Raw genomic sequence first — 21,188 nt, 5'->3', positions numbered from 1 at the left:
AAAATAGACCTCGCCTGTTTTCACGCTATGCCATGGACGGCCAGAAGCTCTTTCATGTGGCGGATGGCCAGCTCCGGCTGGTCGAGCACATTGGCCTGATCGGCAAGGCGAAAAATATCGGCGTAATGCAGGATGCCGCGTGCCGACTGCATTCCGGCCGGCATGGTAAAATGGCTCTGGTGGCCGTTGAGCCAGGCGAGGAACACAACGCCAGCCTTGTAATATTGGGTCGGTGCTTCAAAGATTTTTCGCGACAGCGGCACGGTTGGCTCGATGATCGCGCGGAAGCGGGCTTTGTCGCCCGCAGCCAGCGCTGAAAGCGCATTGGAGGCCTGTGGCGCGACCGCGTCAAAAATGCCAAGCAGCGCGTGGCTGTGCTTTTTCCCGTCGCCCTCGATCAGCGGGGCATAGTTGAAATCATCGCCGGTGAAGCACAGCACGCCTTCCGGCAGGCGGTTGCGAAGCGCTATTTCATAGCGTTCTTCCAGCAGTGAAATCTTGATGCCTTCCACCTTGTCGCGATTGGCTTCGATGATACCAATCACCGTATCGATTGCTTCGTCGAAATTCTCTGAACCCCAGTAGCCCTTGAGCTGCGGGTCGAACATGTCGCCCAGCCAGTGCAGCACGACCCTGTCACGGGCCTGGGTCAAAATCCGGCTGTAAACCTTGATGTAATCATCCGGCGATCTGGCAATGCGCGCCAGTGCGCGGCTTGCCATCAGGATGAAACGACCGCCGTGTTTCTCGATGAAACCGGCCTGCGTTTCATAAGCCTTGATGACGTCATCGAGGCTTTTTGCTTCCGCCGGATCAAGGTGGTCGGTGCCGGCGCCGCTGGCAAGATCGGCGCCCGCAACGGTCCTGCTTTCCGCCAGCGAGCGGCGGATCAGTTCCTGCGCGCCCGTCCAGTTCAGGCCCATGCCGCGCTGTGATGTGTCCATCGCTTCCGCTATCCTGAAACCGAGGCTCCAAAGATGATGGCGGAACGCCATGGTCGCATGCCAGTCTATGGCCGGGTCGTTCCACGGGCGGGCGTCTTTCAGCGGATCGGAAACCACATGCGCCGCCGCATAGGCGATGCGGTTGAACTGCGGCGGGCTCGCCGGGTGGGGCGTCTGCGTGCCGATCAGCCTGTAGGTGTTCAGGCTTCCATCGCCATCCGGCAAGACCAGTTGATGATCGCTCATGCCCATAATTGTTCCTCCGCCTGTTGTTCGATTTTTATTTTAGAACGTTCCAAATGGCAATCCCGTCGAAAATTGCGGCAGAAATGTGATTTTAGGGGCTTCAGGCTTAAAATACGTATTTCAGCAGAAAACATGCCTCCAGAACCATCTCGAATTGTGGCGAACTGATGGCAAACGGCGGTTTCAGTCTCTGCTCTTGACAGTATTGGAACGTTCCAATTAAGTTAGCAATCGAAATCGGAGCAGGCCATGAGCAGGAACAGCGTTACCGTTATCGATATTGCGCGCGAGGCTGGCGTGTCGAAATCGACCGTCTCGCTGGTGCTGCGCGACAGTCCGCTGGTTCATGCCGAAACGCGGGTGAAGGTTCAGGAAGCAATCGAGAAACTCGGTTATGTCTATAACCGCTCCGCTGCCAATCTCCGTCAGGCGAAATCGAAGATCATCGGCCTTGTGGTCAATGATTTGACCAACAGCTTCTTTGCCGAACTGGCCGTCGGCGTGGATCGCGTCATGCAGTCGGCGGGGTATGTGCAGTTTCTGGCCAATACGGCGGAAAGTGTCGATCGTCAGCGCGAGGTGATCGCCTCGATGCGTGAACACGGCATTGCCGGGCTGATCGTTTCGCCAGCGCGTGGAACTGAGGCCAATGATCTGAAACCCTTGGCGAAAAGCGGCTTGCCGGTTGTGCAGATGGTGCGCGATGTGCCGGGTTCGGGCGTTTCTTCCATCGTTTCGGATAATCGCGGCGGTGTGGCGAAGGCGGTCGAGCATCTGGTTTCCCTTGGGCATAGCGCCATCGCCTTCATGGGCGGCTATGCGGATATAGCGGTGTTTTCCGAGCGTCTTGCCGGTTATCGGGCCGCACTTGAACAAGCCGGAATCGCATTGGATGAAGCGCTGGTGTTTCCATCAGCGCCGTCGCGGGCTGGCGGTGCGGAGGCTGTCGAGCGCATGTTGCGGCACGGCATGAAGCCGACGGCAGCGGTGTGTTTTAACGATGCGGTGGCGTTTGGTGTCTGTGACGGCTTGCGCGCCGCCAATCTTGAGCCGGGCCGGGATTTCGGCGTGGTCGGATTTGACGATGTGATCGAAGCAAAGACGGCTGTTCCGGCGCTGACGACTGTGGCTGTCGACCCGCAAGGTTTGGGAGAACGTGCGGCGCAGCTTTTGCTGAAACAGATCAATTCGGAACGGGTGGAGGCGGAGGCGCAGCGCCTGTCGGTGCGTCTTGCGGTGCGCGCAAGTTGCGGTGCGCAGACCAAAAAGGAGGAGAAACACGAATGGCAAAGTGGGGCCTTATAGGCGCAAGCACCATTGCAAAAGAGTGGGTGATCGGAGCCATTCGCGCCACCGGCGGCGAGGTCGTTTCCGTCTACAGCACCAACGCCGCGCGCGGCGAAACCTATGCTCGCGAGAACGGCATTGCCCGCTCCGTGACCAGCCTAGAAGCGCTTTTGTCCGAGCCGGAAATCGATGCGGTCTATATCTCCACCACCAATGAACTCCATCGCGATCAGGCGATTGCCGCAGCACAAGCGGGCAAGCATATCCTTTGCGAAAAGCCGCTGGCGCTGACGATTGGCGACGCGCACGAAATGCTGAAAGCCGTGCGCGAGGCTGGTGTCGTGGCAGGCACCAACCATCACTTGCGCAATGCCGCAAGCCACCGCGCCATGCGCGATGCCATTGCTGCGGGCAAGATCGGCAAGGTGTTGGGTGCGCGGGTTTTCCATGCGGTCTATCTGCCGCCGCATCTGCAAGGCTGGCGCATCGAACGGCCCGATGCGGGTGGCGGCGTGATCCTCGATATCACCGTGCATGATGCCGATACGCTGCGTTTCGTGCTGGGGGAAAACCCGGTCGAAGCCGTGGCTTTCAGCCAGCAGGGGGGCTTAAGTGGAGAAGGGCTGGAAGATGGCGTGATGGGCGTTCTGCGTTTTCCATCCGGCGCAATTGCCCAGTTCCACGATGGCTTCACCACCAAATATGCCAAAACCGGCTTTGAAGTGCATGGCAGCGAAGGCTCACTCATTGCACGCAATGTCATGACGCAAAAGCCGGTTGGAACCGTCATCCTGCGCGATCAAAACGGCGAGCACGAACTGCCGCTCGATCACAAAAATCTCTACGAAACCGCCTTGCATTCTTTCCATGATGCGATTGCGGGCAAGGGCCATCCCTCCGCAACACTGGAAGACGGCATCTGGTCGCTCGCCACCGGGCTTGCGGTCGCTGAGGCCTCCAAGACCGGCAAGGCAACCGCCGTTCAATCTGGACTCTGAACACCATGAACAAGCATATTTCGGCTGCGGAAGCGGCTGCGCTCATCCCCGACAATGCTGTCGTTTCGGTCTCGTCATCGAGCGGTCTCGGCTGCCCCGACCTGACGCTGAAAGCCATTGGCGAGCGGTTCGACGAAACCGGGCATCCCAAAAATATCACCACGCTGCATCCTATTGCGGCGGGCGATATGAGCGGCATCAAGGGGGTGGATTACATCGCCAAGCCCGGATTGCTGAGAAAGATCATCGGTGGCTCCTATCCCTCTGGTCCGTCTAGCGCCGAGCCGCCGCTGATCTGGCAGATGATCACCAATAACGAGATCCCGGCCTATAATGTCCCGTCAGGCATCCTGTTCGACATGCACCGCGAGGCGGCGGCCAAGCGCCCCGGCGTGCTGACCAAGGTAGGGCTCGATACGTTTGTCGACCCCAAGCGTCAAGGCACGGCGATGAATGACAAGGCCGCGCAGGAACCGGTCGTGAAACATGTGAGTTTCGAGGGCGAGGACTGGCTCTATTTTCCGACCATCATCCCGCAAGTAGCGATCATTCGCGCAACGACGGCGGATGAGCGCGGCAATCTCACCTATGAGCATGAGGGTGCCTATCTCGGCGGTCTCGATCAGGCATTGGCCGCCCGCAACAATGGCGGCATCGTCATTGCGCAGGTGAAGCGCATCGCCAAGCAAGGCACGCTGAAGCCGCATGACGTGCGCGTGCCGGGTGTTCTGGTGGATTATATCGTGGTCGATCCCGACCAGAAGCAGACGACACAGACACTGTATGATCCGGCGATTTCCGGCGAGATTTTCCGCCCGCTCGATACGTTTCGTTTGCCTGAGTTCAATATCCAGAAAGCGATTGCGCGCCGTGTCGCGCAGGAATTGCAGGCGGGAAGCGCGGTCAATCTCGGCTTCGGCATTTCCGCCAATGTGCCGCGCATTCTGTTGGAAGAAGGCCTGCATGGTGCCGTGACATGGGTGATCGAGCAGGGCGCTGTCGGCGGCGTGCCGCTGCTGGATTTTGCCTTTGGCTGCGCATCCAATGCCGATGCCTACATGCCATCGCCCTATCAGTTCACCTATTTTCAGGGCGCCGGCTTCGATGCGTCGCTCTTGTCGTTCCTTGAGATCGGACGTGACGGCTCGGTCAATGTGTCGAAACTTTCCTTCCGTCCGCACGTGACGGCAGGCGCTGGCGGCTTTGTGGACATTACCGCCCGCGCCAAAAAGATCGTCTTTTCCGGCATGTTCAACGCCGGTGCGAAACTGTCGGTCACTGACGGCAAGCTGGTGATCGAGAAGGAAGGCAAGCTCAAAAAGCTCGTGAATGAGGTCGAGCATGTCACCTTCTCCGGCCCGCGTGGCGTCGCGCAGGGACAGGACATTACCTATGTCACCGAACGCGCGGTGATGAAGCTGACGCCAGAAGGCATCGTGCTCACCGAGATTGCGCCGGGTGTGGATTTGCAGGCGCATATTCTTGATCAGTCCGAATTTCCGCTGATCGTTTCCGACCAGCTCAAGACCATGGATGAAGCGCTGTTCCGCGAAGAGCCGATTGGCCTGACACTGCCGCAAAAGCCTGCGCGAAAGCTGGAGGCGTAAAATGGCTGATCGGATAGAAATTTCTACCGAAAATCACATCGCGGTCATGACCATCAGGCGGCCTGAAAAGCTCAATGCGTTTGATATCGCGCTTTTGCAGGAATTGTCTGCCGCCTGTGACCGAGTGGAGGCGGACAACACCGTGCGGGTTGCAATCCTGACCGGAGAGGGCAAGGCTTTTTCCGCAGGAGGCGACATCAAGGCCTGGGGCGGCATGGAACCGGCGGAGTTCGGCCATGCCTGGGTGCGTTATGGGCATCGTGTGTTCGAGCGGCTTGCGACTTTGCGTGTGCCCTTGATCGCGGCGATGAACGGCCATGCGCTGGGTGGCGGGCTGGAGCTGGCTGGGGCCGCCGATATCCGCATTGTCGAAAAACAGGCGAAGATTGGCCTGCCGGAAACCTCGCTTGGCATGATCCCCGGCTGGTCGGGCACGCAGCGTCTTGTGCGCCGGTTCGGTGCGCAGATCGTGCGGCGCATGGTGTTGGGCGGCGAAATGTTCACGGCGGAAGAAGCGCTGTCGCATGGGTTGGTCGATGCCGTTGTGGAAACGGGCGCAGCCTTGCAGGCGGCGCAGGATTATGCGGCGCGGGTGGCCAAGCGTGGACCGGCTGCACTGGAAATTTCCAAACTGATGCTGTCCGTCGCCAATGGTGAGGACAACGGAACCGCTGTCGAGGCGCTGGGTTCCATCCTTGTCGCCAAGACCGGCGATCTGAAGGAAGGCGTGCGCTCGTTCAGCGAAAAGCGTGAAGCGAATTTTGAAGGAAAATGGTGATGAGCACGATTGTAAAGCCGCAACCGCTGGCCGGATTGGCCGTCCGCGAATTTTCCATGCTGATCGATGGCAAATGGGTGCAAGGCCAAAGCGGTGAGAGCATCGAGCGCGTTGCGCCCGGTCATGGCGTCACGGTCAGCCGCTATCCGGCTGGCAACAAGGCCGATGTGGAACGCGCCGTGGCGAGCGCGCGCAAGGCTTTCGATGACGGGCGCTGGTCGTCCAAAACCGCTTCGCAGCGTTCGCTGGTGCTGCTGAAAGCTGCCGATCTGATCGAAGCGCGGGCCGAAGAGCTTGCCTATCTCGATGCTATTGAGGCGGGAAAGCCAATCAGTCAGGTGCGCGGCGAGATTGCCGGTTCGGTCGATATATGGCGCTATGCGGCAGCGCTTGCGCGTGATCTGCACGGCGAAAGTTACAATACGCTCGGCGACGGTACTTTGGGGGTTGTGCTGCGCGAGGCCATCGGGGTGGTGTCGATCATCACGCCATGGAATTTCCCGTTCCTGATCGTCGGCCAGAAACTGCCCTTCGCCTTGGCTGCGGGTTGCACGGCGGTCGTCAAGCCATCTGAACTCACCTCCGGTTCGACATTGTTGCTCGGTGAAATCCTCACTGAGGCAGGTGTGCCGAATGGCGTCGTCAACATCGTTACCGGAACAGGTGCCGATGTCGGTCAGCATATGAGCATGCATCCAGATGTGGACATGGTGTCGTTTACCGGCTCCACTGGTGTGGGCAAGCTCACCATGGCCAATGCCGCTCAGACGCTGAAAAAAGTGTCGCTGGAGCTTGGCGGCAAGAACCCGCAGATCCTGTTCCCGGACGCGGATATGGATGCCTTTATCGACGCGGCGGTGTTCGGCGCATGGTTCAATGCGGGCGAGTGCTGCAATGCTGGTTCGCGGCTGATCGTGCATCGTTCGATTGTCGATGAGATTGTCGGGCGCGTGGCCGATCTGTCGAAAAAGGTGATCGTCGGCGACCCACTGGACGTTACCACGCAGGTTGGCGCGATCATCACGCCGCAACATCTGACAAAGGTTGGCGCCTATGTCGATCAGGCCAGGAAGGCCGGTGCTGCAATTGCCCATGGCGGCGAGGCGCTGGACCTTGGTCTCGGCCAGTATATGGGACCGACCATTCTGGCTGGCGTGAAGGCCGATATGGCCGTGGCGCGTGAGGAAGTGTTCGGGCCGGTCCTGTCGGTGCTTTCCTTCGATACGGTGGATGAGGCGATCTCCATTGCCAATGCGGTTGATTACGGCTTGTCAGCGGGCGTATGGAGCCGTGATTTCGACACCTGCATGACCATCGGGCGCAAGGTGCGGGCGGGCACGGTCTGGATGAACACTTTTATGGATGGCACACCGGAACTTCCTTTCGGCGGCTATCGCCAGTCGGGGCTGGGCCGCGAGCTGGGCCGTCATGCGGTGGAAGATTACACCGAAACCAAGACGCTCAACATGCATATCGGTTCGCGCACCGGCTGGTGGATGCCGCAAGCGAAGTAGGAGGAGACGGCTTTGGGAGGACAGCCGGATATCGTCATCATCGGATCGGGTATCGGCGGCGCGACGATGGCCGCCGGTCTTGCGGCGTCGGGTGCCGACATTCTCATCCTTGAGGCGGGGGAGCATTTGCCGGACAGGCCGGAAAACCGCGACCCGCGCGCCATTTTCCAACAAGGCTTCTTTCGTCCGAAAGAGTTCTGGTACGAGACGAACGGTGCGCCGTTCAATCCCGGCAATTATTACAATGTCGGCGGCAATTCCAAATTTTTTGGCGCGGTGCTGATCCGCTATCGCCGCGAGGATTTTGAACAGCTTGCGCATCTGGAGGGTGTGTCTCCAGCATGGCCCTTTGCCTATGAGGAGCTGGAGCCGTGGTATTGCAAGGCGGAACAGCTTTTTCAGGTGCGCGGGGAACTGGGCGACGATCCGACCGAGCCCGATCATTCCGCGCCTTATCCTTTTGCAGCGATCCCCGATGAACCGGCTATTGCCGATGTGCGGGCGCGATTGAAGAAGGCGGGACTGCATCCTGCATCGCTGCCGCTCGGTGTCGATATTGACCGCTGGCTGGAGAAGGCAAACACGCCGTGGGACGCGCATCCCAATTGCGATGATGGCAAGATGGATGCGGAAAGCTGCCCGCTTGCGGCGGCGCTTGAATATCCGAATGTCCGGCTGGAAACTCAAGCGCGGGCGACGCGGCTGGAAGCGGGGCCTGATGGAAAGACCATTACGGCTGTTCACTATGTGAAGAACGGTGAGGTGCTGGTTCTGCGGCCGAAGCTCGTCATTCTGTCCGCCGGTGCGGTGCAATCGGCGGCGTTTCTGCTGCGGTCGGGACTGGCCAATCGTTCGGATCAGGTCGGTCGCAATTTCATGAACCACAATGCCAGTGCGGTGATTGCCTTTGATCCGCGCTATCGCAATGACAGCGTCTATCAGAAGACATTCGGCTTCAACGATTACTATCTGTCGGATGGGGCAGGCGGGCCACCGCTCGGCAATGTGCAATTGCTGGGCCGTGTGTCGGGTGCGATCCTGAAATCCAATATGCCACGCGTACCGGAATGGCTGTTGAACCGCATTGCCGGACATACAATCGATTTTTACGCGATGAGCGAGGATCTGCCCTCACCGGAAAGCCGCGTGACGGTGGATGGCGACCGCATTGTTCTGCATTGGGTGCGCACCAACTGGAAGGCGCATCTGTTGCTGGTGGAAAAGCTTAAATCCGCGCTGAGGCAGGCGGGATTTCCGGTGGTTCTGTCGCGGGCTTTCGACCGGCGCACGCCATCGCATCAATGCGGTACTGTGCGCATCGGCAATGATCCGGCGACGGCGCCGCTTGATCCTTGGTGCCGCGCCTACGATCACCCCAATCTCCATGTGGTCGATGCGTCGTTCCTGCCGACATCGGCGGCGGTCAATCCGGCGCTGACCATCGCCGCGCAGGCGTTGCGCGTCGCTGACCATTTGAACCGGGAGGTGCTGGCATGAACCGTCAAAGACCTGTGGCGCTGGTAACCGGCGGACGACGCGGGATCGGGCTCGGCATAGCCCGCGCGCTGGCGGCGAAAGGTTTCGATCTGGCGATCACCGATGTTCAAAACGACGAGACTATGATCCACGAATTGCGCGGGCTTGGGGGCAAGGTGGCTTTCTTCAAAAGCGATCTCGCCGCTGTCGAAACCCATGAGGAGACGATTGCCGCCGTGCTCAACGAGTTTGGCGGCATCGATTGTCTGGTCAACAATGCGGGCATGGGTTCGGTCGAGCGCGGCGATTTCCTTGGGCTGAAGCCGGAGAATTTTGACACGATCATGGATGTGAACCTGCGCGGCACGGTGTTCTTCACGCAAGCGGTGGTGAAAGCCATGCTGGCGGCAAATGAAGTGCATTTCCCGCGCAGCATCATAACGATCAGCTCCGTATCGTCGGTGATGACTTCGCCGGAGCGGCTCGATTACTGCATCAGCAAGGCCGGGCTGACCGCCTTCGTGCAGGGGCTGGCGCTGCGGCTTGCCGAGGCGCGGATCGGCGTGTTCGAGGTGCGACCGGGCATTATCCGCACCGATATGACGGCGAAGGTCGCAGAGCGCTACGACACGCTCATTGACGGCGGTCTGGTGCCGATGAAACGCTGGGGCGAGGCGGGCGATGTCGGCGCCATTGTGGCGGGGCTTGCCGGTGGCGATTTCATCTTTGCGACTGGCTCGGCAATCAATGCCGATGGTGGTCTGTCGATAGCAAAACTGTAAGGGTAGGTGATGGAATACGATTACATCATCGTGGGCGGCGGGCCTGCCGGTTGCGTTCTTGCCAATCGTCTGAGCGAAGATGCGTCCGTCAAAGTGCTGCTGCTGGAAGCGGGCGGCAGCGACTGGAATCCGCTGTTCCATATGCCTGCGGGCTTTGCCAAGATGACCAAGGGCGTAGCAAGCTGGGGTTTTGAAACCGTTCCGCAAAAACACCTGAAAAACCGCGTGCTGCGTTATACGCAGGCGAAAGTCATCGGCGGCGGCTCCTCGATCAATGCGCAGATTTATACGCGCGGCAACGCCGCCGATTATGATCTGTGGGCCGATGAAGATGGCTGCACCGGCTGGGATTATCGCAGCGTGCTGCCCTATTTCAAACGGGCCGAGGACAATCAGCGTTTCAACGACGATTATCATTCCTATGGCGGGCCGCTTGGCGTTTCCATGCCAGCCGCACCGCTGCCGATCTGCGATGCCTATATCCGCGCCGGGCAGGAGCTTGGCATTCCGTATAATCCGGATTTCAACGGACGCGAGCAGGCAGGCGTCGGCTTCTACCAGCTGACCCAGCGCAACCGCCGTCGCTCGTCGGCGTCGCTTGCCTATCTCGCAACGATTGCGGATCGCAAGAACCTTACGGTGCGCATGAATGCGCAGGTAGCCAATATCGAGCTGGAAAAGACCCGCGTAACCGGCGTTACGCTGATGAGCGGCGAGACCTTGCGCGCGAGCCGCGAGGTTATCGTCTCGTCCGGCGCAATCGGCTCGCCGAAACTCCTGCTGCAATCGGGCATCGGCCCTGCCGATCATCTGAATGCGGTCGGCGTTGCGATAAAACACGATCTGCCGGGCGTAGGCGAAAACATGCAAGATCATCTCGACCTGTTTGTCATTGCCGAATGCACCGGCGACCACACCTATGACGGCGTGGCGAAGCTGCACCGCACAATTGGCGCTGGCCTGCAATATATGTTGCTGCGCTCCGGCCCGGTGGCGTCGAGCCTCTTTGAAACCGGCGGTTTCTGGTATGCCGACCCGGAGGCGCGTTCGCCGGATATCCAGTTCCATCTGGGGCTCGGTTCGGGCATCGAGGCGGGTGTCGAGAAATTGAAGAATGCCGGTGTGACGCTGAACTCCGCCTATCTGCATCCGCGCTCGCGCGGCACGGTGCGGCTGGCATCCAGCGATCCGCTTGCTGCTCCCCTGATCGACCCCAATTACTGGAGCGACCCGCATGATCGCAAAATGTCGCTGGAAGGCCTGAAGATCGCCCGCGAAATCATGCAGCAGGACGCGTTGAAACCCTATGTCATGGCCGAGCGCCTGCCGGGGCCGAAGGTCGTCAGCGATGACGACCTGTTCGATTATGCCTGCGCCAATGCGAAAACCGATCACCATCCGGTCGGCACCTGCAAGATGGGAACCGATGCAATGGCCGTTGTCGATCTCGATCTGAAAGTGCGCGGTCTGGAGGGCTTGCGGGTTTGCGACAGCTCGATCATGCCCCGCGTTCCGTCCTGCAACACCAATGCGCCGACCATCATGATCGGCGAAAAGGGATCGGATATTATTCGCGGTCTCGATCCCCTGCCGCCCACAGTGTTTTCGTGGGAGAAAAACGAACAGAAGCAACGGGCGCGGATTTAGTCGCCGTCAGCGGCTGGCTCAAAACGCAGATATCCCACCACACCCGACCCTTTTCGGTCCGGATTGTCGGACGGGTGGTTGACGCCGTCGCTGACCGGAACGGCTCTGAAATCGAAAGGCGAGACGCCTTCGAGGCAGGCGGCATTGATGCCGTACTGGCGCGGATTGGAGCGGCGCTGGTGGAATGTGTAGATCCCGCATTTCGAGCAGAAATAATGCTTCGCCACGCCGGTATTGAACCGGTAGAGCGTCAGCGCATCCTCGCCCTCAAGGATTTCCAGCCCGTCCAGATCGGCTGAAACGGCCACAGCGCCGCGCATCCGGCAATAGGAGCAGGTACAGCGTCGCGCGCTGTGCAGCCCATCGGAAAGTTTTACGCGAAAACGCACGGTTCCGCAGTGACATGCGCCATTGGCTTCCTTGATATCGGGATTCATTTTCTCTCCTTGCATTTGCACGAAAGCTATTTTCTTTTTTGCCGGTTTACCACTGCCGAAAACCGATTAAATTCATTGCCGGAATTATATCCGGGAGGGAGCAGTTATGGGTGAATTCGCAGTCGTGACGGGAGGCAGCACCGGCATCGGGCGGCATCTCGTCTCCGCCTTTGCGGAAGCGGGCTACACGGTGGCGTTCAGCTACAGGCACGATGACGAAGCTGCGCAATCGCTCGTGGAAGCCATCGAGGAGGCTGGCGGCCAGGCGTTGGGGCTCGGCTGCGATGTCGGACGGCGCGTCGAGGTCGAAAGCTTTTTCGACGAGGTTTGCGACTGGTTCGGCGATGCGCCGGACGTGCTGGTCAACAATGCGGGCATCCAGACCTGGGCGCCCTTGCTGGAACTTTCCGAAGAGGGCTGGGACGATGTCATCCGCACCAATCTGAAAGGCTGTTTCCTCAACACGCAGGCTGCCGCCAAGCGCATGGTGGAGGCCGACAAGGACGGTGCCATCGTCAATATCGGCTCAGGCTGCAACAAGCTCGCCTTTCCCAAGCTCGTTTCCTACACGGCATCGAAGGGGGGCATAGAGCAGTTCACCAAGGCTTCGGCGGTGGAACTCGGGCCGCACGGCATCCGGGTGAATTGCGTCGCGCCCGGTGCGATCCTCAATGAGCGGACGGCGGAAGAGCAGCCCGACTATGCGGGCACCTGGGCGCGCATCACGCCGCTGCGCCGGGTTGGAACGCCGGAGGACATTTCGGGTCCGGTCCTGTTCTTGGCTTCCGAGGCGGCGCGTTTTGTCACCGGTCAGACGATCTGGGTCGACGGCGGCGTTTTTTCACAGGCCAACTGGCCATATGAGGGGTAATCCCGCCCAAAACTAAAAACGCGAGCGCAAAGCGCTCGCGAGTTAACTTTTATTGCGTTATTTTACAATGCTGGTAACGGAATAGGAGTATTGATTGATTGAAGTTGCTCATAAAGCCGTTTCGCTTGATCTAGCCTTCCATCGGTGGATTTCTCAGGCTTTCTGCGTTCCGTTTCTTCCCAAGGAGCTTCAAACCCATTTTTTTTCAAGAATAAAGCCGTAGCCGCTAACTCAAGTAAGATGGTATCTGCGTTTTTCGCCATGCGCGCCAAGCGCGTTCTATCGTCATGCTCTTCTTCACCGTCTGCAATAGAATATATAGAATAGCGGCCGCCCCAATTAGTCGCCCTTTGTTCTTCATTTATTATGCTTAACAGATTCGCAAATTCCAAAGCTGTTGATAGATCCTCACTGTAAGGTCCGTAGTGCTTGTACTCAAATACGAATTCATTCTCATATCCTGCAGCAGTCAGTAGATAGGCAATCTTTTGAAACTTCGTGCGCCCCACAACACTTCCGCCCGCGGCACGCAAAATGCCGACAGCGTGATCAAGATGCTTGTTTCTCATCGCAGGCTTCCTCAATAATTTTCTTTAGTGCGTTGCGTGCATCATCGTCGTTGTCGGCAACATAGGCTCTCACAATCTTGAACGGCGTGAGTGCATCGACAACTTTTGATCGCTTCTTCAAATCCACTAGTTCACCGGACGCCGTCTTTATGTGGATTTGATCCAATGGTCCATCGGTATCTTCGACAGACTTGTAGGGAGTTCTGGAATATTGATCGATTAAAATTCGCTTCGTGTCCGAGCTGTGACGACTATTCCACTCATCAATAGCCAGTATCGCGCGAGCAGAAGCCACATCAATTGACTTTAGCTTGGCCGTATCATCGGAACCTTTAGGATTTATCGACTTGCCCAATTCGACCTGAACATCGACACATTTAAATAGCTTTCGAGCCTGAAGACGTTCAGCAAACTCGGCGATCACCTTATCCTTGGCTTCTTTGAGCATTGGTAACGCACCCCATATGACTGCATCATCCAGTTCTAATGCGCGCTCTAACTCTGTTGGCTTTTTCGCAAATTTTACCAAAGGATGTAGATTAGGCAACCCGGTGAGTTTAGATTCTCCATTTTGGCAGAGCGTCACAACTCTGGATATCAATTCTACAAATAAAAGCTCCGCTCCCCGCGTTGCCTTATGCAAGTAAACTGTAGGGTAGAGTTGAAATAAACCTAATACGTACGCTTCCGCGGCATGAACAGCCTTCGGGCCGAGGACAATAGTGTCGACATGTCCAATTTTTTTGTCATCAACGCCGGTGGAGACTGTACCTATTTCAAGATTGGCAAGTAGCCACTCGAAGTCGATGGCGGAATGCTGGGTACCAGACATCAAACGATCTCGGCGCATATAGTCCAATCTATCTGCATCAAATTGACTCGAAACAACGGCATTATAAATGGTTTTCTCGCCGATGCCCTGAATGATATCCGCGACGTCTTCTGCAAAACCCTTTCCCAGACGATTGAGAATTGGAGTTACTTCACTGTTGCGAATTAGCGCATCACTGACCAACTCATGATTAGCCATTTCAAGTTTAAGCTTTTTTCCAACTTTCTCGAAGGCGTGGCTGAAAGCACCATGCCCTAAGTCATGGAGCAGTGCTGCCGCGAGGGACTGCTGTCGCTTTGAATGAGATCGAGTGGACATCTGCCGCTCAATTCGGTCTAATAGCTGATGAGCAGTATGGTATACACCTAGACTGTGCGCATATCTCGAATGGGTTGCTCCCGGGTACACCAAGTCAGAGAAACCAAGTTGCTTTATACGACGCAAGCGTTGAAATGGGAAAGTTTGCGCTACTTCCCATAACATCTGCTCTAATTCATCCTGCATGTTGAATTGTATTAGATCATGCAAGGGATCTCTGATCCGTTGCATTGAATGTGAATTTTTTCTCACGAATCACCCCGCCCAGAACCGGAGTCAGTTTAATCCGTACAAAGTGCAAATTGTAAAGCATTGTTCAGCGCAGGTGCAGAGAATGGTGATCCCGACAGGAATCGAACCTGTGACCTACAGATTAGGAATCTGTCGCTCTATCCTACTGAGCTACGGGACCAACCGATGCGCATTTGCCGGTGATTCCGGCATTGCGAATGCTTTCAGACACATACTGTTTTTCATGCCGGTCGCCAACCCCGCAAAAAGCGGGGCAGGCGGATTTATTCCGTTTCAGGCGGCAAGCGCCGTTTCTGCCAGAGTCACGAAATAGCTCACGCCATAAGGAATGGCATCGTCATTGAAGTCATAGGCCGGGTGGTGAAGGCCGGGCGTGGCGCCATTGCCGAGGAAGATATAGGCGCCGGGACGCGCTTCCAGCATGTAGGAAAAATCTTCCGCCGCCATCATCGGCTCGACATTCTCGTTAACCTTGCCTTCGCCTGCAACCGACCCTGCCACACGGGCGGCAAATTCCGTCTGCGTATCGTGGTTGAAGGTGACCGGATAATTGTTCTTGTAGCGCACGGTGATTTCCGCGCCGGTGGCGGCTGCAATGCCGGCGGCGGCTTCACGGATGCGGCGTTCGGCAAAAGCGCGGGTTTCCTTCTTGAGCGTGCGCACCGTGCCCGATAGCGTCGCCTTTTCCGGGATCACATTATAGGCCTCGCCCGCGATGAACTTCGTCACCGAGATCACGAGGGAATCGAGCGGATCGGTGTTGCGCGAGACAATTCCCTGAAGAGCAATCATCAATTGGGAACCGGCAAGGATCGGGTCAATGGTGCGGTGCGGCTGTGCCGCGTGGCCGCCGCGCCCCGAAATGAAAAGGTCGAATTCGTCGGTCGCGGCCATGATCGGGCCTTTTCGCATTGCGAATTGCCCGACCGGCAAGCCCGGCATGTTGTGGACGCCGTAGACTTCCGTGATGTTATGGCGGTCCATCGCGCCGTCCTCGACCATGGCAAGCCCGCCCGCACCGCCTTCTTCGGCAGGCTGGAACAGGAGCGCGACCGAGCCGCGGAAATTGCGGGTTTCTGCGAGATATTGCGCTGCGCCCAGCAGCATGGAAGTGTGTCCGTCATGGCCGCAGGAATGCGCCTTGCCGGGATTTTGCGAGGCCCATTCGACGCCGCTCGTCTCGGTGATGGGCAGGGCATCCATGTCGGCGCGCAGGCCGATGGCCGGGCCGTCGCCGTGGCGGCCCTTGATGATGCCGACCACGCCGGTACGGCCGACGCCGGTTTCCACAAGATCGCAACCGAAGGATTTCAGCTTGTCTTCGACAAATTTTGCAGTTTCGTGCACGTCATAGAGCAGTTCAGGATTCTGGTGCAGTTTTCGCCGCCATGCGGCAATTTCCGCTTGCATTTCAACGGCACGATTCAACACTGGCATTTTCTGAGGGCTCCCCGGATTGGGCATGATTTGAAGGAAACAGGATATGACGTTTCGGTGAAAGCGGGCAATCCCTGTTTGCCTTTTCATCGCCACATGGCATAGATAAAGAAAGCGTTAATCTCCCATTATGGCGCAGTTCGGACCCGCAGAAGTTGCAAGCTATTTCGATTGGAACTACGGAATGATGTCGAAATCATTGAAAATCTGGTTTGCAGCTGCCGGCCTGTCCGCCGCCGCACTGGCATCCGCTGAGGCCAATCCATCGATTGCAGTGGATGTGGCGACCGGCAAGGTCTATGCGCAGCAGGAGGCATTCCAGCGCTGGTATCCAGCTTCGCTGACCAAGATGATGACGGCCTATGTAGCATTCCGCGCGCTTCAGTCGGGCCAGATGACGCTGGATTCGCCGGTGCGCATGACCGTCAATGCTGCCAAGGAACCGCCGAGCAAGATGGGCTATAAGCCCGGATCGGTCATGACGCTCGATTCGGCGCTGAAGATCATGCTGGTGAAGTCGGCCAATGACGTTGCGGTTGCCGTTGCCGAAGCCGTGGGCGGAACGGAATCCGCCTTCGTGCAGCGCATGAATGCGGAAGCGCAGCGCATCGGAATGGTCGGCTCGCATTTCGCCAATCCGAACGGGCTGCACGATCCCAACAATTACACCACGGCGCGCGATCTGGCAGTCCTGGCGGTGCAGCTTCGCCGCGAATTTCCGCAATATGCGCATTATTTCGCGACCGAGGCGATCGATCCGGGCGCGGGCAAGAAGGTGCAGGCCAATTACAACATCCTGCTTGGCCGCTACGACGGTGCGGACGGCATGAAAACCGGTTTCGTCTGCGCATCCGGTTTCAACCTTGCAAGTTCGGCCACCCGTAACGGCCGCACCGTGCTGGCAATCGTTCTGGGCGCCGACCGGCAGGAAGCGCGCGCGGTTCAGGCCGCGCAGCTGATGACCGAGGCTTTCCGCGCCAATGCCGGTGGCGGCGTGACGCTGGCGACGCTGCGTCCGACGGCTGGCGGCAATCTCAACCAGGCCACCGATATGCGCAAGGCGATCTGCAGCCAGGAAGCGATGGCGGATCGCTGGGACGGCCGCGATGTCGAGGGCAAGCTGAAAATCAACTCGCCCTATATCCATGCGATGGATCGCGATCCCGTTCCGGTTCGTGTCGGTCTCGTATCCGAACCGGGGCCGATCACCCGGCCGGGCCAGCTCGATATTTCGCAGATTCCGGTGCCGATGCCGCGCCCGCAGCGCTCCGCCGGCGCAACGACCACCGCGATCAACTGACATGAATCCCATTCCAGTTTCCGTGCTGACCGGCTTTCTCGGTTCAGGCAAGACGACGCTCCTCAACCGGCTTCTGAAAGATCCGGCGCTGACCGACACGGCGGTCATCATCAATGAGTTCGGCGAGGTCAGCATCGACCATCTGCTGGTCGAGCAGGCGAGCGAGGGCGTGATCGAGCTTTCCGACGGGTGCCTCTGCTGCACGGTGCGCGGTGAACTGGTGGATACGCTGGCCGATCTGATCGACCGGCTCCAGACCGGGCGCATCAAGGCGCTGAAGCGCGTCATCATCGAAACCACCGGCCTTGCCGATCCGGCACCGGTGCTGCATTCGATCATGGGGCATCCGGTGCTCATGCAGGCTTTCAGGCTGGATGGCGTTCTGGCGACGGTGGATGCCGTCAACGGCATGGCGACGCTCGACAATCATGAGGAAGCCGTCAAGCAGGCGGCAATGGCCGACCGCATCGTGCTGACCAAGACAGATCTGCCGGAAGCGCAGGCAGGGCTTGCGGCGCTGAAGGCGCGTCTCCGTGCGCTCAATCCCGGCGCGGATATTCTGGAGGCTGGTGAAAAACGCACAGGCTATGCGGCGCTTTTCGAATGCGGTCTTTATAACCCGGAAACGAAAACGGCGGATGTGCAGCGCTGGCTCAAGGCGGAAGCCTATGAAGATGCGCATCATGACCATGATCATGTTTGCGGGCCGGATTGCGATCACGACCACCACCATCATCACGGTCACCATCATGATCACGGCCATGCGCATCATCATCACCATGACGATGCGATCCGGTCCTTCTCGCTTCGCCACGATGCGCCGATCCCGCTATCGACCTTCGACATGTTCCTCGACCTGCTGCGTTCGACGCATGGCGAGAAGCTTCTGCGGGTGAAGGGCATTGTGCAGATCGCCGAAGACCCGGACCGCCCTGTCGTCATTCACGGCGTGCAGAAGATTTTCCACCCGCCTGCACGCCTGCCGCAGTGGCCGCAGGACAAACATGAGACGCTTCTGGTGATGATCGTAAAGGATCTGCCGGAAACCTATGTGCGTGAGCTTTTCGATGCGTTTCTGGGGCGTCCGAGCCTCGACCGGCCGGACCGTGCCGCACTGACCGAAAATCCGCTGGCCATTCCGGGCTTTTCGCCCCGGAACTGATACTCACTTTCTGCGAATGAGAAAGCGGTGCAGCGTGCCTTCCCGCTCCTGCGCGACGAGGGCGTGACCTTCCTGCGTGCAGAAATGCGGCATGTCTATGCCTGACAGCGGATCGGTGGCCTCTACCCAGAGAAGCGCTCCGCTTGGCATTTTTTCCAGACGATTGCGGGTCTTCAAAACCGGTAGGGGGCATTTAAGCCCCCTCAGATCGTAGACAGGAATCTCGTCCTGCAAGGCCATCAATTCCCGATGATCTTCCACCACGCCTTCTTCGGTTCGGCAGCCGCAACAGGTGCCGTCTGTTCGACACTCTGCGCCACCGTGCTGGCGGTGGTCATTGGAGAGACCTGGGGGGAAACCTGCGTCGCAGCAGCCTGTGCTGTTGCGGGGTTCGGCTGCGGTGCCGGCACGGCTGCGGTCTGCGTTGCCGGCTGAGTCGGAACGGCTGCCGGTTGCGGCGTTGCAGCAATGGCTGTCGGCTGTATGGACGGTGTTGCCGGGCGAATGTCCGGCGCACCGGCCTTTTCAGCGGAGGCAGGCGTGAGCGACGGCGGTTCGCGCGTTACCTTTTCGCCGCGCGCGCGCGCCGCAGACCAGGCAGAAACGAGCTTGGCTTCGGCAATGCCCTGAATGGACGGTGCCGGTGCCTTCTGCGCGGCGCTGAAAGCCGACTGATAGGTCTTTTCATAAGACGCATAGGACATGGCCTCGCCGCCAACCGAGGGCGGGCAGGCATCGGTCGGCGAAAGGGGCTGGCCGTCCGGCGTCGATACGTTGAAGACGTAGCGCTTTTCGCAGACATCGACCTTCGGCGGAACCTTGGTGGTCTCGAAGGCGTCATAGCCCTGCTTCAGCATCTTCCAGAACGAATAATTCGGATCGCTCTTGTAGCGCGCCATGTTGGCGGCGGTCATGCGGAACGGAAACGCCTGAATCTGGAAGTCGCGCTGGCCGCCCTTGAAGGCGTCGCGTCCGAAGGCGTAAATCTCGGCGACCTGTTCGTCGGTCATCGAATAGCACCCCGACGAGGAGCAGGCGCCATGCACCATCAGGTGCTGGCCGGTGCGGCCATTGGCGCGGTCATAGGCGTTGGGAAAGCCGATGTTGAAAGAGAGATAGTAGTTGGAGTTCGGATTCATCTGGGCGGGGCGGACGGTGTAGAAACCTTCCGGCGCCTGACGGTCGCCCTCGATGTATTTGGGGCCGAGCTTACCCGACCATTTGCAGATTTCGTAGGAAGCGATCTGGTCGTATTTGCCGTTGTTCTTCTGCTTCCAGACTTCCAGAACACCTTCTTCCTTGAAGATGCGCACCATGATGGGCGAGGTGCGGGTCATGCCCTTCGCCTTCATCTTGGCGACGACCTTTTCGGGAAGCGGCTTTTCAGCCCGCAGACTGAGGTCGGATACGGACGAACCCTGACAGCCCGCGAGAAGCGCGGTTGCCAATAGGGAGCCTAGAATTGCGGTTCTGATCTTCATGTCGCATCAAGTCTGTTAGAGCTACGCCAGAGACTTTATGAGCAAAAGTCGATTTCCTGAAGGTCCGATCCTATAAATGAAACCTTACGGTATCGTTTATAAATCCTTGCTCAGATAGCTAAAACCCGGCGCGTCGGCAATATGGCCGAATTTGCAGCATGATGCAAATCCGGAAAGCGCGGGGCTTCCCGGATGAATTATCCATCAATTGATGGTGAAAATCAGATGTTGCGGCCGATTTCGAGGAACTTCTGGCGGCGTTCCTGCTTCAGCGTTTCGCCATCAATATCCTTCATCGAGCGCAGCGAGGCGGCGATGATGTCGCCAGCCGCATCGATAACGGCTTCCTTGCCGCGATGCGCGCCGCCCATCGGTTCGGGAATGATGCCGTCGATGATCTTGAGGTCGAAAAGGTCCTGTGCGGTGATGCGCATGTTGGAGGCTGCATCCTTGGCGCGGGTCGAATCGTGCCACAGGATCGAGGCCGCACCTTCGGGCGAGATCACCGAATAGATCGAATGCTCAAGCATGTAGACGCGGTTTGCGACGGCGATTGCGATCGCGCCGCCAGAGCCGCCTTCACCGATGATGATCGAGATGACCGGAACGCGCAGCCTGAGGCATTCCGCCGTGGAGCGGGCGATGGCTTCCGCCTGGCCGCGCTCCTCGGCGCTGACGCCGGGATAGGCGCCGGCAGTATCGACGAAGGTGATGAGCGGCAGCTGGAAGCGGTCGGCCATTTCCATGATGCGGACGGCCTTGCGATAGCCTTCCGGGCGGGCCGAGCCGAAATTGTGCTTGAGGCGTGTCTTGGTGTCGGAGCCTTTTTCCTGCCCGATGATCGCGACGGCCTGACCGTTGAAGCGGCCGAAACCGGCCTGGATCGCTTCGTCATTGGCGAATTTGCGGTCACCGGCAAGCGGCGTGAATTCGGTGAACAGACGGTCGATATACTCCAGGCAGTGCGGACGGTCCGGATGGCGGGCGATCTGCGCCTTCTGCCACGGGGTCAGCTTGCGGTAGATGTCCTTCAACGCATCGGCCGAACGCTTCTCGAGGCGACGAATCTCGTCGCTCATCTCGACGCTGCCCTGTTCCTGCGCGAGCTTCTTCAACTCAAGAATCTGGCCTTCAAGGTCGGCGACGGGTTTTTCAAAATCGAGATAGTTGTACATCGGGCCTGACTGTTCGTGCGTTTCTGATGAACTCGCCGCAATTGCGAGCCTGAAAAAGGCTGTTTTACGGCGCCT

Annotated in this window: 19 protein-coding genes and 1 tRNA gene; 11 read left to right on the top strand and 9 right to left on the bottom strand. The window is 58.4% G+C overall.

Annotation, left to right across the window (positions count from 1 at the left end):
- Window positions 1–20: 20 nt before the first annotated feature.
- The gene (locus J9800_RS18620; protein WP_114214656.1) at window positions 21–1,190 is read right to left on the bottom strand and encodes a dihydrodipicolinate synthase family protein; all 1,170 of its coding nucleotides are present in this window, start codon (window positions 1,188–1,190) and stop codon (window positions 21–23) included.
- A gap of 249 nt (window positions 1,191–1,439) precedes the next feature.
- Here J9800_RS18620 and J9800_RS18615 point away from each other — a divergent pair, with 249 nt between their 5' ends.
- From J9800_RS18615 to J9800_RS18580, 8 genes are read left to right on the top strand one after another with little or no spacing between them, the layout of a single operon-like run.
- Complete coding sequence (locus tag J9800_RS18615; protein ID WP_114214506.1) at window positions 1,440–2,495, top strand: LacI family DNA-binding transcriptional regulator; 1,056 nt, start codon at window positions 1,440–1,442, stop codon at window positions 2,493–2,495.
- Window positions 2,474–3,475: a Gfo/Idh/MocA family protein gene (locus J9800_RS18610; protein WP_114214507.1), complete on the top strand. Its 1,002-nt coding sequence runs from the start codon at window positions 2,474–2,476 to the stop codon at window positions 3,473–3,475. Before J9800_RS18615 ends, J9800_RS18610 begins: the two co-directional genes overlap by 22 nt.
- Window positions 3,476–3,480: 5 nt before the next feature.
- Window positions 3,481–5,082, top strand: a complete 1,602-nt coding sequence (locus J9800_RS18605; RefSeq protein WP_114214508.1) for an acyl CoA:acetate/3-ketoacid CoA transferase — start codon at window positions 3,481–3,483, stop codon at window positions 5,080–5,082.
- Window position 5,083: 1 nt separating this feature from the next.
- Window positions 5,084–5,860 (top strand): enoyl-CoA hydratase/isomerase family protein, encoded by a 777-nt coding sequence (locus J9800_RS18600; protein ID WP_114214509.1) that lies wholly within the window; start codon window positions 5,084–5,086, stop codon window positions 5,858–5,860.
- Window positions 5,854–7,374 carry an aldehyde dehydrogenase family protein gene (locus J9800_RS18595; protein ID WP_114214510.1) on the top strand — a complete coding sequence of 507 codons (1,521 nt, stop codon included), beginning with the start codon at window positions 5,854–5,856 and terminating at the stop codon, window positions 7,372–7,374. The genes J9800_RS18600 and J9800_RS18595 overlap by 7 nt, the downstream gene beginning before the upstream one ends.
- Before the next feature lie 12 nt (window positions 7,375–7,386).
- Window positions 7,387–8,871: a GMC oxidoreductase gene (locus tag J9800_RS18590; RefSeq protein ID WP_114214511.1), complete on the top strand. Its 1,485-nt coding sequence runs from the start codon at window positions 7,387–7,389 to the stop codon at window positions 8,869–8,871.
- A complete protein-coding gene (locus J9800_RS18585) occupies window positions 8,868–9,632 on the top strand; it encodes a 3-ketoacyl-ACP reductase (RefSeq protein ID WP_114214512.1) in 765 nt (254 codons plus the stop codon). The genes J9800_RS18590 and J9800_RS18585 overlap by 4 nt, the downstream gene beginning before the upstream one ends.
- 9 nt (window positions 9,633–9,641) lie before the next feature.
- On the top strand, window positions 9,642–11,279 hold the full coding sequence (locus tag J9800_RS18580) for a GMC family oxidoreductase (RefSeq protein ID WP_114214513.1): 1,638 nt from the start codon (window positions 9,642–9,644) through the stop codon (window positions 11,277–11,279).
- Here the strand turns inward: J9800_RS18580 and J9800_RS18575 are convergent.
- Entirely contained in the window at window positions 11,276–11,716 is a 441-nt protein-coding gene (locus J9800_RS18575) for a GFA family protein (protein ID WP_114214514.1), read from the bottom strand. The genes J9800_RS18580 and J9800_RS18575 overlap by 4 nt on opposite strands.
- A 106-nt stretch (window positions 11,717–11,822) precedes the next feature.
- Here J9800_RS18575 and J9800_RS18570 point away from each other — a divergent pair, with 106 nt between their 5' ends.
- Window positions 11,823–12,587, top strand: a complete 765-nt coding sequence (locus J9800_RS18570; RefSeq protein ID WP_025089898.1) for an SDR family NAD(P)-dependent oxidoreductase — start codon at window positions 11,823–11,825, stop codon at window positions 12,585–12,587.
- Between the two features lie 62 nt (window positions 12,588–12,649).
- On the opposite strand, the gene J9800_RS18565 is transcribed toward J9800_RS18570, so the two are convergent.
- The 4 genes from J9800_RS18565 to J9800_RS18550 all read right to left on the bottom strand — a co-directional run bounded on the left by J9800_RS18565 (window position 12,650) and on the right by J9800_RS18550 (window position 15,995).
- Entirely contained in the window at window positions 12,650–13,156 is a 507-nt protein-coding gene (locus tag J9800_RS18565; protein WP_210845908.1) for a hypothetical protein, read from the bottom strand.
- Complete coding sequence (locus tag J9800_RS18560; RefSeq protein ID WP_162792614.1) at window positions 13,137–14,516, bottom strand: HD domain-containing protein; 1,380 nt, start codon at window positions 14,514–14,516, stop codon at window positions 13,137–13,139. Before J9800_RS18560 ends, J9800_RS18565 begins: the two co-directional genes overlap by 20 nt.
- A gap of 125 nt (window positions 14,517–14,641) precedes the next feature.
- A tRNA-Arg gene (locus tag J9800_RS18555) sits at window positions 14,642–14,718 on the bottom strand.
- 113 nt (window positions 14,719–14,831) lie between these two features.
- Window positions 14,832–15,995, bottom strand: coding sequence for a M20 aminoacylase family protein (locus tag J9800_RS18550; RefSeq protein ID WP_114214517.1), 1,164 nt, complete (start codon window positions 15,993–15,995; stop codon window positions 14,832–14,834).
- 184 nt (window positions 15,996–16,179) lie between these two features.
- Between J9800_RS18550 and J9800_RS18545 the strand changes: the two genes are divergently transcribed.
- Together J9800_RS18545 and J9800_RS18540 are read left to right on the top strand one after the other, a co-directional pair.
- A complete protein-coding gene (locus J9800_RS18545) occupies window positions 16,180–17,295 on the top strand; it encodes a D-alanyl-D-alanine carboxypeptidase family protein (RefSeq protein WP_114214657.1) in 1,116 nt (371 codons plus the stop codon).
- Between the two features lies 1 nt (window position 17,296).
- Complete coding sequence (locus J9800_RS18540) at window positions 17,297–18,457, top strand: CobW family GTP-binding protein (RefSeq protein ID WP_114214518.1); 1,161 nt, start codon at window positions 17,297–17,299, stop codon at window positions 18,455–18,457.
- A gap of 3 nt (window positions 18,458–18,460) precedes the next feature.
- Here J9800_RS18540 and J9800_RS18535 read toward each other — a convergent pair whose 3' ends face one another.
- From J9800_RS18535 to J9800_RS18525, 3 genes are all read right to left on the bottom strand, one after another.
- A complete protein-coding gene (locus J9800_RS18535) occupies window positions 18,461–18,718 on the bottom strand; it encodes a sulfurtransferase TusA family protein (RefSeq protein WP_286167395.1) in 258 nt (85 codons plus the stop codon).
- Window positions 18,697–19,938, bottom strand: a complete 1,242-nt coding sequence (locus J9800_RS18530) for a L,D-transpeptidase family protein (RefSeq protein WP_114214520.1) — start codon at window positions 19,936–19,938, stop codon at window positions 18,697–18,699. The genes J9800_RS18535 and J9800_RS18530 overlap by 22 nt, the downstream gene beginning before the upstream one ends.
- A gap of 221 nt (window positions 19,939–20,159) precedes the next feature.
- A complete protein-coding gene (locus J9800_RS18525; RefSeq protein ID WP_114214521.1) occupies window positions 20,160–21,113 on the bottom strand; it encodes an acetyl-CoA carboxylase carboxyltransferase subunit alpha in 954 nt (317 codons plus the stop codon).
- Window positions 21,114–21,188 lie beyond the last annotated feature (75 nt).

This window comes from Ochrobactrum sp. AP1BH01-1 (assembly GCF_018066705.1).
Classification (GTDB): domain Bacteria; phylum Pseudomonadota; class Alphaproteobacteria; order Rhizobiales; family Rhizobiaceae; genus Brucella.
Note: the sequence above shows the minus strand (reverse complement) of the source record. Positions and strands in the feature narration are given on the sequence as shown.

What these genes read in the sequence shown, in the direction of transcription:
- J9800_RS18525 (WP_114214521.1), bottom strand. Translation starts at nt 21,113, where the DNA reads ATGTACAACTATCTCGATTTTGAAAAACCCGTCGCCGACCTTGAAGGC.
- J9800_RS18570 (WP_025089898.1), top strand. Translation starts at nt 11,823, where the DNA reads ATGGGTGAATTCGCAGTCGTGACGGGAGGCAGCACCGGCATCGGGCGG.
- J9800_RS18610 (WP_114214507.1), top strand. Translation starts at nt 2,474, where the DNA reads ATGGCAAAGTGGGGCCTTATAGGCGCAAGCACCATTGCAAAAGAGTGG.
- J9800_RS18600 (WP_114214509.1), top strand. Translation starts at nt 5,084, where the DNA reads ATGGCTGATCGGATAGAAATTTCTACCGAAAATCACATCGCGGTCATG.
- J9800_RS18595 (WP_114214510.1), top strand. Translation starts at nt 5,854, where the DNA reads ATGGTGATGAGCACGATTGTAAAGCCGCAACCGCTGGCCGGATTGGCC.
- J9800_RS18620 (WP_114214656.1), bottom strand. Translation starts at nt 1,190, where the DNA reads ATGAGCGATCATCAACTGGTCTTGCCGGATGGCGATGGAAGCCTGAAC.
- J9800_RS18540 (WP_114214518.1), top strand. Translation starts at nt 17,297, where the DNA reads ATGAATCCCATTCCAGTTTCCGTGCTGACCGGCTTTCTCGGTTCAGGC.
- J9800_RS18565 (WP_210845908.1), bottom strand. Translation starts at nt 13,156, where the DNA reads ATGAGAAACAAGCATCTTGATCACGCTGTCGGCATTTTGCGTGCCGCG.
- J9800_RS18605 (WP_114214508.1), top strand. Translation starts at nt 3,481, where the DNA reads ATGAACAAGCATATTTCGGCTGCGGAAGCGGCTGCGCTCATCCCCGAC.
- J9800_RS18545 (WP_114214657.1), top strand. Translation starts at nt 16,180, where the DNA reads ATGATGTCGAAATCATTGAAAATCTGGTTTGCAGCTGCCGGCCTGTCC.
- J9800_RS18575 (WP_114214514.1), bottom strand. Translation starts at nt 11,716, where the DNA reads ATGAATCCCGATATCAAGGAAGCCAATGGCGCATGTCACTGCGGAACC.
- J9800_RS18530 (WP_114214520.1), bottom strand. Translation starts at nt 19,938, where the DNA reads ATGAAGATCAGAACCGCAATTCTAGGCTCCCTATTGGCAACCGCGCTT.
- J9800_RS18615 (WP_114214506.1), top strand. Translation starts at nt 1,440, where the DNA reads ATGAGCAGGAACAGCGTTACCGTTATCGATATTGCGCGCGAGGCTGGC.
- J9800_RS18580 (WP_114214513.1), top strand. Translation starts at nt 9,642, where the DNA reads ATGGAATACGATTACATCATCGTGGGCGGCGGGCCTGCCGGTTGCGTT.
- J9800_RS18585 (WP_114214512.1), top strand. Translation starts at nt 8,868, where the DNA reads ATGAACCGTCAAAGACCTGTGGCGCTGGTAACCGGCGGACGACGCGGG.
- J9800_RS18550 (WP_114214517.1), bottom strand. Translation starts at nt 15,995, where the DNA reads ATGCCAGTGTTGAATCGTGCCGTTGAAATGCAAGCGGAAATTGCCGCA.